The following is a 14,404-nucleotide window of genomic DNA, read 5'->3' as shown; positions in this document are numbered from 1 at the left end:
TCAGATGTATTTGTCGCCGTAATCGTGGAACTTGCCCACCTCGACGCCCTCGAGCACGCCGAGCGCGTCATGCGTCAGCACGGCGGCCGAGCAATAGAGCGAGATGAGATAGGAGGCGATCGCCTTGCGGTTGATGCCCATGAAGCGGACCGAAAGGCTCGGCGCCACCTCGCCCGGAATGCCCGGCTGGAACAGGCCGATCACGCCCTGCTTCTTCTCGCCCGTGCGCAGCAGCAGAATATTGGTCTTGCCGGCCTCGTCGATGAAGAGCTTGTCGCTCGGCACCAGCGGCAGGCCGCGCCAGGTGATGAAGGGCGAGCCGAACAGGGTGACCGTCGGCGGCGGCACGCCGCGGCGCGTGCATTCGCGACCGAAGGCCGCAATGGCGCGCGGATGCGCGAGAAAGAAGGCCGGCTCTTTCCAGACTTTGGAGATCAGTTCGTCGAGATCGTCCGGGGTCGGCGCGCCCGTCCGCGTCCTGATCTTCATGGACGGATGGGCGTTGGCGAGCAGGCCGTATTCGGCATTGTTGATGAGCTCGCTCTCCTGCTTCTCCTTGACCTTCTCGGTCAGCAGGCGGACCTGCTCCTGGATCTGATCGTAAGGATGGCTGTAGAGATCGGAGACGCGGGTCTGCACATCGAGCACGGTCGTGACCGCATTCATCGAATATTCGCGCGGATGATCCTCGTAATCGACGAAGGTCTCCGGCAGGTCGGCGTCGCGGTCGCGGGCCGGGCTGCAGGTCACGTCGGCGTCGGTGAGGGCTCCCTCCTCCTTGACGCGGTTCAGCCGGTAGATGCCGGCCTCGACGGGCGTCCAGGGCAGAAAGGACACGAGCCAGCGCGGCGTAATGCCCGACCACTGCGCTCTCGTCTTGGTCGCATTGGCGAGCTGGCGGGCCGCAGATTCGCTCAGCGTCCGCCGGACTTCGGGTTCGGTGGTCATTTAAGGTATTCCTCGGGGCGATAGAACGAAGCGCCCGGCGCCGGCGCGACGGAATCGCGCGCATCGCCGAAGAACGTCGGCCGTCATCGAAAGGAGCGGCGCAGGCGAGGCCCGCCGCAACCGAAAGCTACCCTCGCCGAGCGCGTCGAGCAATAGTAATTTAAGTAGAAAATTTTTCTACTTCAGCAGTTTGTGCTAATTTATACATTTTATAGACGTCTACAAGAAGTCTATACTTCTCGGCGTGGCGGCGTCGCGAGCGAGAATGGGTGACTCGACCAATGGCGTGAACGGGGCATTGGACGATGGTCGAAGCGAATGCCCGGCGCTTGCCGCTTCGCTCGGCCGCCGCGGCCGAGCTCGAATTTCAGAGCGGGCGAGGCGCGGCGGCGTTGACGCTCGAGGGCGCCGGTCCCATTTCACCCTCGTCGAGGCGAAATATTCGCAATCAGGAAAAGTCAGGACCGCCGATATCGAAGGTCGCCGCTTCCGTTCATGCTCGAAAGCCTTCGAGACGGCTCGGGATATTCTTCCTCATTCTCGTGGTTGAGCCCGATGAGCGCACATGTCCATCGCGATATCGACTGGCCGGCCATTTCGATCGAGACGGCTTTGGAGCGGCTCGAATCGTCCAGCGCGGGGCTGAGCGATGCGGAGGCGGCGCGACGGCGCGCGCACTACGGGCCGAATCGCCTGCCGTCCGGACGGCGGCGCAGCGCGCTCGTCCGTTTCGCCCTGCAATTCCACAATGTTCTCATCTATGTGCTCATCAGCGCCGGGGTCATTGCCGCTCTGCTCGGTCATTGGGTGGATATGGCGGTGATCGTCGCCGTGGTGGTCATCAATGCGCTGATCGGCTTCATCCAGGAAGGCAAGGCGGAGCAGGCGATGGAGGCGGTGCGCGGTATGCTGTCGTTTCATGCGACGGTCATTCGCGACGGTCATCGGCATGTCGTCGACGCCGAGACTTTGGTTCCCGGCGACGTCGTGTTCGTCCAGTCGGGCGACAAGATTCCTGCCGATCTGCGCCTGATCCGCGTCAAATCATTGCAAGTTCAAGAGGCGGCGCTGACGGGAGAGTCGCTGCCGGTCGACAAGGACATCGCGCCGGTCGCGCCGGACGCGCTGCTCGGCGACAGGCCGTCCATGGCTTATTCGGGCACGGTGGTGACTTATGGCCAGGGGGCCGGGCTCGTCGTGGCGACCGGCGCGGCGACGGAGATCGGCCGCATCAGCGCGATGCTCTCGGAGGTGGAGGAGCTGACGACGCCGCTGCTGCAGCGCATGGCCGAGTTCGCGCGATGGCTCACCATTCTCATTCTCATCGTCGCCTTCGCCGTCTATTTGATCGGGACGCTGGCCTGGGGATTTGCCGCCTCCGAAATGTTCATGGCGGCGGTCAGCATCGCCGTGGCGGCCATTCCGGAAGGATTGCCGGCGATCATCACCATCACGCTGGCGATCGGAGTCGAGCGCATGGCGCGCCGCCGCGCCATCATCCGGCGGCTTCCCGCGGTGGAGACGCTCGGGGCGGTGACGACGATCTGTTCCGACAAGACCGGCACGCTGACGCGCAACGAGCTCACCGTCCGCGCCGTCGCGACTGCGGGCGCGATTTATGAGGCCTCCGGCTCCGGCTATGATCCGCACGGCGGCTTCACGCGACTGGAGCGAGACGCCGGACAGCAGGACGTCTCTTGCGAGGACGCCGCCGATCTGCTGGCGATTTTACGCGCCGCTTCGCTCTGCAATGATGCGGTCCTGCGCGAGGCGCGAGAGGTCTGGAGCGTCGAAGGCGATCCGACGGAAGGCGCTCTGCTGACGGCGGCGGCCAAGGCGGGAATCGATCTGCGCGCGCAGGCGCTCGAGTCGCCGCGGACCGACGAGATTCCCTTCGAATCGCAGCACCGCTTCATGGCGACGCTGCATCACGACCATAGAGGCGCGGGCTCGATCTTCGTGAAAGGCGCGCCGGAGCGCCTGCTCGAAATGTGCTTCTGGCAGCGCGACGCCGAGGGCGGCCAGCAGCGGCTCGACGCGGCGTTCTGGACCGCGCGCATCGACGAGATCGCGGCGAAAGGCCAGCGTGTGCTGGGCGTCGCCCAAAAGAGCGCGGAGGAGGGCCGCCAGCAGCTCGCATTCGACGATGTGGACACGGGCCTCGTCTTTCTCGGACTCATCGGCCTGATCGATCCGCCGCGCGAAGAGTCTCTGGAGGCGGTGAGGCGATGCGCGCTGGCCGGCGTCGGCGTGAAGATGATCACCGGCGACCACGCAGCGACGGCCGTCGCCATCGGACGGGAGCTCGGGCTCGAGCGCGTCGAAGCGGCGCTGACCGGACATGACATCGACGCGCTGTCGGACGAACGGCTGTGCGACGCCGTCGCGAGCACGACGATTTTCGCCCGCACCAGTCCAGAGCACAAGCTGCGTTTGGTGAAGGCGCTGCAGAGCAAGGGCCAGATCGTCGCCATGACGGGAGACGGCGTCAACGACGCGCCGGCGCTCAAGCGCGCCGACATCGGCATCGCCATGGGCGTGAAGGGGACAGAAGCCGCGAAGGAGGCGGCCGAAATGGTGCTGGCGGACGATAATTTCGTCTCCATCGTCGACGCCGTCGGCGAAGGGCGCCTCGTCTATGAGAATTTGCGGAAGACGATCCTCTATCTCCTCCCCACCAATGGCGGCCAGGCTCTGACTGTCATTTTCGCGATCGCGATCGGCGACATGCCGCCGATCTCGCCGGTGCAGATTCTCTGGGTCAATCTCGTCACCGCCGTGACTCTCGGCATAGCGGTCGCCTTCGAGCCGCCGTCGCGCGGCATCATGGCGCGTCCGCCACGCGCCGCGACGGAGCCGCTCCTTTCGAGCTACTATGTCTGGAGGATCGTGTTCGTCTCGATCCTGATGCTCATCGCCACGCTGGGTCTCTACGAATACGCCAAAGCGGCGGGTCTGGGGCTCGACCGCGCGCGGACGATCGCGGTCAACACGCTCGTCGCCTGCGAGGCGACCTATCTCTTCAACGCTCGCTATCTGAACGAGTCCTCGATATCCTGGCGCGGCTTTTTCGGCAGCCGGGCCGCGCTCATCGCCGTCGGCCTCACGATCGCGCTCCAGGCGCTGTTCACCTACGCGCCCTTCATGCAGGAGTGGTTCGCCACAGAGGCGCTCGACCTCGCGAATTGGGGATATGTCCTCGCGGCGAGCGTTGCGCTGTTCCTCGTCGTCGAGAGCGAGAAGGCGCTCTTCGGCTCGCGGAATTTAGCTCGTTGGGCGCGTGCTGTTTTCTCTCCTGCCGGCGGCGCTGTCCGAAGCGGCTGGCGTCGGACGGCCGCGGTCGGGCTGCTCGCGCTTCTCGCGGCGGGCGGCGGACTGGCCTATCGCGCTCTGCGTCACGCGCCGCCCGCGGCCCCTGTCGTGACGGCCTCGGGCGTGATCGAACCGGTCGTCGTCGTCCCGGCGCCTGCGCGCGCGGCCGGCGTCGTCGAAGCGATCCTTTGCGAGCGAGGAACGAAGGTCGTGGCCGGGCAGATCTGCGCGAAGCTCGACGCGCGTCCGCTCGAGGCGGCTCTCGACGCGAAGCGGACCGCCGTCGCAGCGGCGGAAAAGGCGCTTCGACAAAGCGAGGCGCGCCTCGCCGCAGCGCGCGACGATCTCGATCGCAAGACAGCATGGCGCGTGTCGCGAAGAACGCTGGCGGCGTCACGCGCCGTGCTCGAGCGGGCGCAGGCCGCGGCGCGCCATGCGCGAGCCGCGCTCGCCGAGCGTCGCACGGCGCTGACCGCGGCGGAAACGGCGCTGAACGACGGCGATATTCGCGCGCCGGTCGACGGCGTCGTCGTCGCTCGCAATGTCGAGGTCGGTCGAAAAGTCGCGCCGGGGGGCGATCCTCCGCCTTTCGTCGTAGGATCGAATCTCTCCACTTTGCGCATCGACGCCCGAACCGCCGAGACGAACGCCGCTCTCATTCGGGAAGGGACTGCCGCGACCGTTGCGGCCGATGCGATTCCCGATCGCCGCTTTTCCGGCGTCGTGCGCCTCGTGCGGCGCGCGCCGGAAGGGAGCGCCGGACGCGAGGCCAGCGAGATCGTCGTGGATGTGGCCAATCCGGACATCGCCCTCGAGCCGGGGATGACAGCTACGGTCGAAATCGCGATCGATCCTTCGGAATAGGGCGAAATCCGATGCGGCGCATCGTCCCCCTCAGCCCGCCGCGTCGGATAATTTGCGCTTCTCCTTGTGCGTCGTCCACCAGAGCGAGGCGCCGACGAGAAGCGCGAAGACGAGAACGATGACGACGATCGTCAGAATCAGCGCCGATTGCTGAATCCAGGCGATGATCGGGATCGAGATCGCCAGCACGAGGCCGACCGCGGAGATCTGCCAGGCCGCGGCATGTATGCCGGCGAGCACGGTGGCGAGCGCCAGAATGGTCATCAATGTGATGCCGGCGGCGTTGTTGTTCATCACATCCTGCACGCGCGGCAGATAGATCACATACATGGCGACGAGAACGGACAGCCAATGCGCGGATTGGGTCCATACGAGCTTCAGCCGCGCCTCGCGATCCTCGGTCTTGCGCCAGCCGGTGTGAATGCAGATGATGGCGTAGAGGGGCGTCAAAATTTCCCAATAGATCGGCGTCATCTCGCCGGTGAAGGTCGCCATTCCGATCCCGAGGACGGCGGCCAGCAGCATCACGATATAGGGAAGGTCGATCCTCAGCACATGCAGGAACAGCGCCGGCGGCGGTTCCTGGACAATTTCTTCGACTTCGTGAGCGATCTCCTCGACCCCGTGAGCGATTTCTTCGACCTCATGCTCGACCGTATGCAGCCAGCCGCTTTCGGGAGTTCCGGCGCCCTTGGTTGCGGCGCCGGCGTCTCGTCCAGATTCGTGACCCTTCGTCATCGGTCGGCTCTCCGGCTGGTAGGCTGGCCTCGACGCTCTTTCGCGAGTGGAGGCTCTGGACGGCGGGGACGGCTCGAAAAGGCGAGCGATCCGTCGACGTGACGCGAACATCCCGCTGAAACATAGCCGTCGACCAGAGCGGCTTCAATGGCCGTGCGCAAATTCAGCGCTCCGCTTCGGGAGCTTCGGCTTCCAGCCATCGCCGCCATATGGCGAGCAGCACGGCCAGAATCAGCGGGCCGAGGAACAATCCGACGAAGCCGAAGGTGAGCAGGCCGCCCATCACCCCGAGAAAGACGACGACGAGCGGAATGTCGGAGGCGGTGCTGATGAGCAGAGGCTTGAGAATATTGTCGGTCGGATTGACGATGAGCGCGCCCCAGGCCAGCAGCCCGAGGCCTGCGCCGATCTGGTCGGTGAGAAGAAGCCAGACGCCGAGCGGTCCCCAGATCGCCACCGTTCCGACCAAGGGAATCAGCGCCGTCAGAGCGGTCGCCGCGCCGAGCAGAACGGGTGGGCCGGCGCCGATGAACGCATAGCCGACGCCGGCGATGAAGCCCTGCGCCAGCGCGCTGACGATCAGGCCCGACACGACCGCATTCGATGTGGTCTCTACGGCTCGGACATATCGATCCGCCGTTTCTCCCACCACTCGTCGAAGTCCGATGCGGATCTGCTCGAGTATGAGGTCGCCGTCGCGATAAAAGAAAAACACCGCGATCGTGGTGACGCCGAATTGCGCGATGCTGCGGCCGACCGCGCCGACGACCCCGGCGAACTGACGGATCCAGGGCTCCATCCATTCGTTGAGCTGCTGCTTGCGAAACTCCGGATCGTTCACGACATTGTTCAGCGCGTCGGTCAACGCAGGGCCGATGACGGGCAGTCGCGCGATCGCCTCGGGCAAGACCAGCGGCTCATCCGCGAATTTCGTCGATAGATCGCGATAGGCGCCGACGATCTCGCTCTGCAGATCGACCAGCAGCAGCGACACCGGAACGACGATGAGAACGATCAAAAGAATCGTCGTGACTGCGGCGGCGAGATTGCGCCGCTGGCCGCAGAGGCGCAGGCAGCGGCGAAAGGCGCCGTCGGTCGCGTGAACGAGAATGGCGGCCCAGGCGAGCGGCGCCCAGAAGGGACTGATGACGACGACGCCCAGCGCGATCATGCCGGCGAGCAGAATCAAACCGAATATTTGTCGATTTTGCATGTCGGCCTCCCCGCTGCGCTTTTTCCTTCTCCGATGCGGCGATCGGCGCGACACGCGAACATCGCCGCTCCTGGTCCCCGTATCGCTTCTGAAATTTCGACGCGAGAGTTCATCGCGTAGAGAGCTCATCACGTATCTTGCCGTCGGCCCGATCCGGGCGCAACGCCGAAAGGGTGCGGCCTGTCCTCCGCTTTGGTCTCGATTCTCCACCGCTCGACGCCCCTTGCGACGGACAAAAAAATCGGTGGACGCCGTGACGCGCGCTGTTTACTTCTCGGGGCTCCGCTTCACGTCGAAATGAGCCGCGTTCCGAAAATGACCGATCAGCCCTGCCCGTGCCGCGCCAAAGACGCCGAGCCGGCGCCCCTGTCCGCTTGCTGTGGACCTTATATCGATGGGGCGAGGCCCGCGCCCAGCGCTGAAGCTCTGATGCGCTCGCGCTATTCCGCCTATGCGCTCGGGCGCATCGACTATCTGCAGGATACGCTGGCGCCGGAACGTCGGGCCGGTTTTCATCGTGAGGCGGCGACGGATTGGTCGAAAAAATCGCAGTGGCTCGGACTCGAGATCGAAGCGACGGAGGACGGCCGGCCCGGCGATGCGAAGGGCTATGTCGAATTCACCGCTCATTATATCTCCGAAGGGCTGCGCATGACGCATCGGGAGCGCGCGGAGTTTCGCTTCGACGAGGCCGATCAGCGCTGGTATTTCGTCGAAGGCGAGGGCCGCAAGAGCGCGCCTGTCATCCGGGAAGCTCGACCGGGACGCAATGATCCTTGTTCCTGTGGATCGGGGAAGAAATACAAGAAGTGCTGCGGCGCCGCGGCGTGATTTGACGAGCCCTTCGTCCATGTGACGACGGGGAGACGAGCGGAAGTCGCGTCATCTCGCATGTTCGACGGCAGGCGTCGAAGTCTCGCTGATAGCCTTCGGGTAATTTCGCTTTGTTCGCGCGCGCGAGATTTTGCGCATAGGCGATCAATTTGTCGGTCGGCGCTTTCGAACCTCCGGGGCGGCGCCTCGCCCCGTCTTCGGCCGATGCGGCCGGCTTCGCTCGGGACGCGCGAGGCGCTTTCGCGCCGCGACGAGGCCGACCCGCGTCGGATCGCTTCGCCGCGGCAAGGCCGTTCAACGCTCCTTTTCGCCATCGCCGCCCCGTTCGGCCGGCCGGCGCCGAGTTCGTCAGATCGACTTTTCCATTCGGCGTTTCGATGAGCGCCTCGACCAATTCTCCCGCAGCCGAGGGCGTTGTCACGTTAACGGGCGGGTAAGCGGACACGGGCATAGGCGCTAGGATAAGGGCTGGACGGGCCGAATCGTATTGTGATTCATAGGTGAGATGCATGATTCGGCATCTCTCTTCGATCGCGATTGGCCTGACCTTCTGGCTCGATTGAGCAAGGGTTTGGACCTCGAGGCGCTGGCTCTGGAAAAGCGAGCGCTGATGCGCCGTCGCGGCGTTCCCGACGCGAAGGCTTTGCTTCGTTTGGCTTTGGCGCGAGGTCCCGGCGGCATGTCGCTGCGGCAGACCGCCGCCTGGGCGCAGCTTTCGGGCGTCGCCGATTCCACCGACGCCTCGCTCAACGATCGGCTGCATCAATCCTGCGACTTCCTCGCGGCGATCGTCACGCATCTGTTGCAGGCGAAGGCGCCTTGCCCGCGCCGGCGGGGCCGCAGCAAGACCGAAAAGGGCGGGCGCAGCTGGACATACGCCCATCTGATCCTCGCCATCCTCACCGACGAATGCAGCCAGGACCTCCTGGACTCTTCCCCCGGAAGACCTGCTCGCGGCGCATTACGCGCCGTCGATCTGGCGCGCGCAAAAGCTCGTCATCGCGATATTGCGCGCCGCGATCCTCGGTCGCCTCACGCTCGACGCCTTGCTCGCCGCTTCCCCGAGATTCCACCACCTCCTCGCAGAACTCCGAAGAAAACGAAAATTGCAGTTCAAATACCCCGTCAGCCCTTATCCTAGCGCCTATGGGGGCAAGAGTCGTAGAAGGGCGTCCATCAGTCGGCGAGCGTCGGCGGCGCGCGCGGCCCGCGTCCGATCGACGTCGCGGGAATTCATGTTTCGAATAATCTCGTTCGTGTCGAAATCGATTTCTATATATAAATCGACAGCGTATAGATATGAGCGCAACGTCAATTCGACGGCGCATACGCGCCGACCGTGGCGCGCCACGGGTCCGCGAAACGCGGCGATGCGAGCAGACTCTCATCCCTCAATGTCTTCAGGAAGACCAAAAGGTCCGATTTCTCCTGCGGCGTCAGATTGATCTTAATGATCAACGGGCCGACTGCACCGTCGCCGGCGTTCGGCCCGCTCGTCTCCGCTCCTGGCCAGCTGTCGATCGACATTTGGCTTCATTCGACCTATAGCCGAATGATAAAGTCGAAGGTGAGATTTTTTTGGAACCGCGCTCGCACCGAAGCGGTCATTGCTTCTCCGGATCGGGTGCGCGAGCTTCGTCTGCGGCTTGAAGGACTTTTGCGCGCCGATAGGCGATCCTTTTGCGCTCCGTCGGATGCACAATCGAGAAGGTTGCCGCGTGATCGCATGCGGCCACGATCGTCTCGGCGTTCCTTTTCGTCACCTTCTCCTGCGTGAAACACGCTTGCCAGCTCGACAGGAGTTGGACAAGGCTCGCTTCACCCTTACTTTCCTCTCCTGAAAGCTGCTCGTTTCTGGGGTTCATCGACTCCGCCGCGAGCAGACCGTCTCCAGGGACGGTAATTGCTGCGACACCTAAACTTGCGACGAGCGCCGGACGCACCCATCGGGCTGGGCAGCGGAAATGAAGGGCTTGGCAATTCACTATATGGGAGAATGGGGTCGGCATCGCTCTCTCACTGCATGAGTGTCGTGCTTGTCTCACAGGACGGCGTCGGCAAACTGGGTTCTGCGACAGAGCGGATCCGCAATTGGCTTCGGTCAAGGCAGAGCGCGCGCGCGTAAGCCCGCCTCAGCGCTTGCTCCGTATCGCCGCTTGCTCCAAGTGACCGCCATGCGATGAATCCGTCTGGGCGGAGAAGCAACGCTCCTGCTGGCTCGAGTCCGGTGCGCTCCAGAAAGGTTCCGGTTGGGTCGCTAAGATCGACGCCGATGCCGAATGCCGTCGTCGCCACACCATGAGTTTGTGCGAGAGTTTTTGCCGCCTCGACCCAGGATGAGCCTGCCGGTCCGGCCAACAGCGCGAAGCCGCGGCCGACGAGATCATGCGTTGAGATTTCGACGCCATCGCGAATGAGCGGGACATGGGCGAGACGGGAGCCGGGCTTTCCGCTCGGATGCAGCGTGTCGTCCGCAGGGAGGCCGTCGTCTGGCTCCTCGACGGAAATGGCCCGTGATCGATAGCGGTAGCTCATGGCGGCATCGAGATAGCTCACGCGGCCAAATGCTTCGCCGAGATCGTCGCGATCTTGGCGTAGCCGACGAACGTAATTCTCCATTGCGCGGGCGATCGAAAGCTGTGCGACGGGACGCCGCTCGTCTTCATAGGTGTCGAGCAGCGTCGGATCGGCCTGCTTTTTCGTCACCATGGAGATTTTCCAAGCGAGATCGGCGGCATCTTGAATGGCGGCTTGGCCAGCAAGGCCGCCGACGGGGGGCATGATATGCGCTGCGTCGCCAGCGAGGAACACGCGGCCAATCTTCATTCGATCGGCGAGCAACGCCGACATTCGCCAAGGAAGGACGCTCAGGATTTCGACCTCGAGATCGCTCTGGCCGAGCGCGGCGCGAACCAGCGCGATGCAACGCGCCGCATCGAAATCCGATATCGCTTCACGGGCGGGATCGTACTCGACATTGAGCTGGCCCTGGTCAGGATCGTCGCAGCTGACGAAGGCCCCCGTTAGCTCGCGATTGCGGAGATAGCAGAGGAAAAAGCCGCGGCCGGCCATTGAGGCCGAGAGATCGGCCTTGAAAAGAATAGAAATGGCGTGGGAGACGCCGCTTCGTCCTTTCATGTCTACGGCGAGCGACGTGCGGACAGGGCTGCCGCTTCCATCAGCGGCAATGAGATAATCAGTGACGACCGTCTTCTGCCTTCCATTCACTGCGTCGCGCAAAACTGCATGGACCTTCTCCGCATCTTGCGAGAAGCTCAGTAGTTCGGTCGAAAAGCGGATATCGGCTCCATGAGCGCGAGCATGCCGGAGCAGCACCGGCTCGGCCCGATCCTGGCCGGCGCTGCACAATGGAGCCGGCGACAATGTACGCGTGTCGAAGCCGTTCGGCGCAGCCAATATCTCGATCGGAGGACCACCGACCGTCTCCGCGATCATGATCGTCGTATCGCCGGGCTCGGCGCGTGCAGCGAGCAGCAAATCCTTCTCGAGGCCCGGCGCCTGCCGGAGCAGCTCGAGGCTACGAAGACTGAACCCATGCGCCCTCGGATGATCGGACAAGGCGCCCCGACGCTCCACCAGAAGGCACGGAACGCCGCGCAGCGATAGCATCAACGCGGCCGTCAGGCCCGCATAGCCTGCGCCGGAGATCAGGACTGGCACATGTTCAATCGTCATGGTCCTCTAGCCTCTCGTCGCTTGCTTGTTCTGCTTTCTTTTTCGAAGGACGGCCGAGCGTGGTAGCCGAGAGAATTTTCAGTGCGCCAAGCTCCCCGACGCGCGATGCGGCGGCGCCAGCGGCAGACTGCGCCAAAAGCGATGCGCGCAAGCGGCTTCGGGAACGATGAGCGACAAATAGGCGACCTCTGGCGCATCGACGAGCAGCCCCAACGCGAGAAGGGGAACGCCGCAGGACCAGAGCGCGATGCTGTCCGTGATCGCGACCACGGCGAAGGCGCCACGGGCGAAGAGCCCGGCTCTCGCCACATTGGCGGAATGCCGAATCGGCAATGAGACGGCGATCGCTGCGATCATCGATGACCACCATGGGCCCGCCTGCCCATATAGATTTCCTAGTGGATCGCGGCTCGCGAGCAGAGCCAGAGCCGCGAGACAGGCGATCGGCGCTCCGCGAAGCCACAAATCGCGTGCGAAAGGGGCGACATCGGCGGCGTCGAGACGCGCCAATCGGAAGGAGAGGAAGCGCGTCAGAGCCAACAGCGGCGCGATGATCGCGAGCATCAGCGTCTGACCCGTCGCATAGGCGCTCAAGCGTGCGAGCTCGTAATGTCCGAGCGATGGAGTCGCAAAGAGCGCGACGCCGGCAAAGATGGCGAGATGGATGGCCAGAGTCCGCTGCGCTTCCCAGGCGGCGGAGCGAAAAAAGCCGGCGGCAAAAGATAGAGTCGGCAGGCGCAGCGGCGTTTCGCGATGCGCGGCCAGCGCGCGCCAGCACCAGGCGGCCGAGATCGCCGCGACGAGAAGGCCACTCGCGAAACACCCGGAGAAGCCGCCCCCGAGATAATCGATAAAGAGGAGATTGCCGACGAATTTCAGGGCGAGCTCGATCACTTTCCAGCGCACGACTGCGGCTCCGTCGTTCAACGCATGGAGCATGAGGACCGAGCTGTTGACGAGGAAGCGCAGCGGCGTCGTGACCGCGTAGAGGCCGATTCCCGCCGCAATCAGCGTGGAGACCGGGCCGTCTCCCGCCGCCAGCGTCGCGACGCCGGGATAGAGGACGAAGGCTCCGGCTGCGCAGGCGATTCCGGAGAGCAGCGAAAGGAGCAGCGCGCCATCGAGCGCGGATGCGTCGGTCGTGCGCCGCTTCTGCGCGACGGTGGTCGAGGCGACTGCCCCGACCGCCGTCATCAGCGCCGTATCGATCATCGCCAGACGCGCGAGCAGCGCATACGCGTTCTGCGCCTCGCTTCCCGCCGGCCGCAACATGACGATGTCCAGCTGCTGGGAAATCTGCACGGCGCCGAGGGTGATCAGCAAGGGCCAATAGCCGCGCCAGAAGCCTTTCTCGATCATAGCGGGAGCGGCCGCCAGCCGGGGAAATGGTCGAGCTCGAAGCTCGGCGTCATGAAATAGCCGAAGAAATCGTCGGGCGGCGGCAGCGGCTCCTCGAAGGTCAAGCGCTCCACCTGCTCGAGGCGGCAATAAACGCTGTTCATCTTCCATCCAACGACCGCGCCGTCGAGCGCCGTCGAGCCGAGCACGACGCCGAGAGCATCGACGTCGCGGTCATATCCGAGCCAGCGAGAGGCGGAGGCGGACATCATCGACAGCATGAGCTCTTCGCTCAGCTGATCGCGGAACTGCGACTGCGTCAGCCATTTGTAGACCCAGAGGAAAAAGGTCCAGTCGAAGGAGAGCTTGTTTTCGCGCGCCCAGTCCATGAAAGGCAGAAAGATCGCCTGGCCGTCGGGGCCGGAAAGCTCGAGCAATTTCGGGACCGTGTCGAACAATGTGTGCCAATAGGAGCGAATGCTGATGTCGACGCGGAGAAAAGCGCGCGATTCGCGCGGATAGGTCGCGAGCCGATCTGGGCTCATCAAATCCTTGAAGAGATCCGCGTCGATTCTAGCTGGCGCAGGTGACAAGAGACGCATGATCGGGCTCCGGAGTGTTGGAAAAAATCTCGCGCAGACGCTGCAGATCGACGGATATCGAATCGTATTCGATGTTGTAGTCGCGCTCGTAAGTCATCGTCGCGCCGGGCTTGTCGAAGGACGATCGCATGGACGTGAGGAATTCGATCGTGTCCGGAGCCATTTCGCGGTCGTGCGCGTCGACGGTGACATGCGGCGCGCTGAATGACGGCCCATAGCCGGCGACATGGTAATGCTCGGTCGACTCGATCACATTCGACCAGCGCTCGACCGGCGCGCCACAATTGCGCTTCGCGCAGACCGCGTTCGACGCGTCGAACAAAACGCCTGCGCCGGTTTCCTTCGTGAGCCGCTCGAAAAAGGCCGGCGCCTCCCATCCGCCTTCCATGAGCGATGGATAGTTCTCGAGATACAGGCGCCGTCCGACCAAGTCCTGCCATTGCGAGACGCGTTGCTTGACGAGCTCGTATTCCGTCTCGTAATCGATTTCGCCGAGATGATAGAGACGCCGGCCCTCATGCGTGAAGCGCAGGACGTGGTCCGAGACGTAGAGCGGATTCAGCGCGTCGATCAGCTCGCGCAATCGCTTCGCAAATTTGGAGAGAAATTCTACGTCGCTCTCGAGAAACCGCGAGAACATGATGTGAAAGGCGAGCGGGCATTTGAAAACGCTCTCCAGCTCGCGCGGAGGAACATGGAGAAAATTATCGATGAGCAGTTCGCAATAATCGATCTGACGCTCCCGGATCATTCTCTGAACCATATCGAGCGTCGGGTTTGTCGTGAAATTGAAGCCGATCTGCATATCGAAGACGCCTCCGAGAATGATCCCACGCAAAATGCGCCGCCCCCGACGTGA

General features: G+C 63.7%; 12 protein-coding genes. 3 read left to right on the top strand and 9 right to left on the bottom strand.

Translation table 11 applies throughout. The features are described from left to right. Positions 1-948, bottom strand: a complete 948-nt coding sequence (locus FMZ75_RS14375; RefSeq protein ID WP_166143739.1) for a family 2A encapsulin nanocompartment shell protein — start codon at positions 946-948, stop codon at positions 1-3. A gap of 555 nt (positions 949-1,503) precedes the next feature. Here FMZ75_RS14375 and FMZ75_RS14370 point away from each other — a divergent pair. Next, complete coding sequence (locus FMZ75_RS14370) at positions 1,504-5,124, top strand: HAD-IC family P-type ATPase (protein WP_166143737.1); 3,621 nt, start codon at positions 1,504-1,506, stop codon at positions 5,122-5,124. A gap of 30 nt (positions 5,125-5,154) precedes the next feature. On the opposite strand, the gene FMZ75_RS14365 is transcribed toward FMZ75_RS14370, so the two are convergent. Both FMZ75_RS14365 and FMZ75_RS14360 read right to left on the bottom strand, forming a co-directional pair. Further along, entirely contained in the window at positions 5,155-5,862 is a 708-nt protein-coding gene (locus FMZ75_RS14365) for a hypothetical protein (RefSeq protein ID WP_166143735.1), read from the bottom strand. Positions 5,863-6,025: 163 nt separating this feature from the next. After that, entirely contained in the window at positions 6,026-7,075 is a 1,050-nt protein-coding gene (locus FMZ75_RS14360; RefSeq protein ID WP_166143733.1) for an AI-2E family transporter, read from the bottom strand. A 297-nt stretch (positions 7,076-7,372) separates the two neighbouring features. Here FMZ75_RS14360 and FMZ75_RS14355 point away from each other — a divergent pair, with 297 nt between their 5' ends. Further along, the gene (locus FMZ75_RS14355) at positions 7,373-7,906 is read left to right on the top strand and encodes a YchJ family protein (protein WP_370464721.1); all 534 of its coding nucleotides are present in this window, start codon (positions 7,373-7,375) and stop codon (positions 7,904-7,906) included. A gap of 574 nt (positions 7,907-8,480) precedes the next feature. After that, positions 8,481-9,050, top strand: coding sequence for a hypothetical protein (locus FMZ75_RS14350; protein WP_166143729.1), 570 nt, complete (start codon positions 8,481-8,483; stop codon positions 9,048-9,050). 170 nt (positions 9,051-9,220) lie between these two features. Here FMZ75_RS14350 and FMZ75_RS14345 read toward each other — a convergent pair whose 3' ends face one another. The 6 genes from FMZ75_RS14345 to mbnB form a co-directional block, all read right to left on the bottom strand. Continuing rightward, on the bottom strand, positions 9,221-9,436 hold the full coding sequence (locus tag FMZ75_RS14345) for a hypothetical protein (RefSeq protein ID WP_246728978.1): 216 nt from the start codon (positions 9,434-9,436) through the stop codon (positions 9,221-9,223). A 77-nt stretch (positions 9,437-9,513) separates the two neighbouring features. Continuing rightward, positions 9,514-9,774 carry a hypothetical protein gene (locus FMZ75_RS14340; RefSeq protein WP_166143727.1) on the bottom strand — a complete coding sequence of 87 codons (261 nt, stop codon included), beginning with the start codon at positions 9,772-9,774 and terminating at the stop codon, positions 9,514-9,516. A gap of 151 nt (positions 9,775-9,925) precedes the next feature. Continuing rightward, positions 9,926-11,605, bottom strand: coding sequence for a methanobactin biosynthesis FAD monooxygenase MbnF (mbnF, locus tag FMZ75_RS14335; protein ID WP_166143725.1), 1,680 nt, complete (start codon positions 11,603-11,605; stop codon positions 9,926-9,928). Between the two features lie 78 nt (positions 11,606-11,683). Beyond that, on the bottom strand, positions 11,684-12,964 hold the full coding sequence (gene mbnM / locus FMZ75_RS14330) for a multi antimicrobial extrusion protein MatE (protein WP_166143722.1): 1,281 nt from the start codon (positions 12,962-12,964) through the stop codon (positions 11,684-11,686). Beyond that, entirely contained in the window at positions 12,961-13,545 is a 585-nt protein-coding gene (gene mbnC, locus FMZ75_RS14325) for a methanobactin biosynthesis protein MbnC (protein WP_166143720.1), read from the bottom strand. Before mbnC ends, mbnM begins: the two co-directional genes overlap by 4 nt. After that, positions 13,517-14,350 (bottom strand): methanobactin biosynthesis protein MbnB, encoded by an 834-nt coding sequence (mbnB, locus tag FMZ75_RS14320; protein WP_142864359.1) that lies wholly within the window; start codon positions 14,348-14,350, stop codon positions 13,517-13,519. The genes mbnC and mbnB overlap by 29 nt, the downstream gene beginning before the upstream one ends. Between the last annotated feature and the right edge of the window lie 54 nt (positions 14,351-14,404).

It is taken from the genome of Methylosinus sp. RM1 (assembly GCF_011378635.1).
GTDB classification, from domain to species: domain Bacteria; phylum Pseudomonadota; class Alphaproteobacteria; order Rhizobiales; family Beijerinckiaceae; genus Methylosinus; species Methylosinus sporium.
This window is presented reverse-complemented; position numbering and strand designations above follow the sequence as displayed.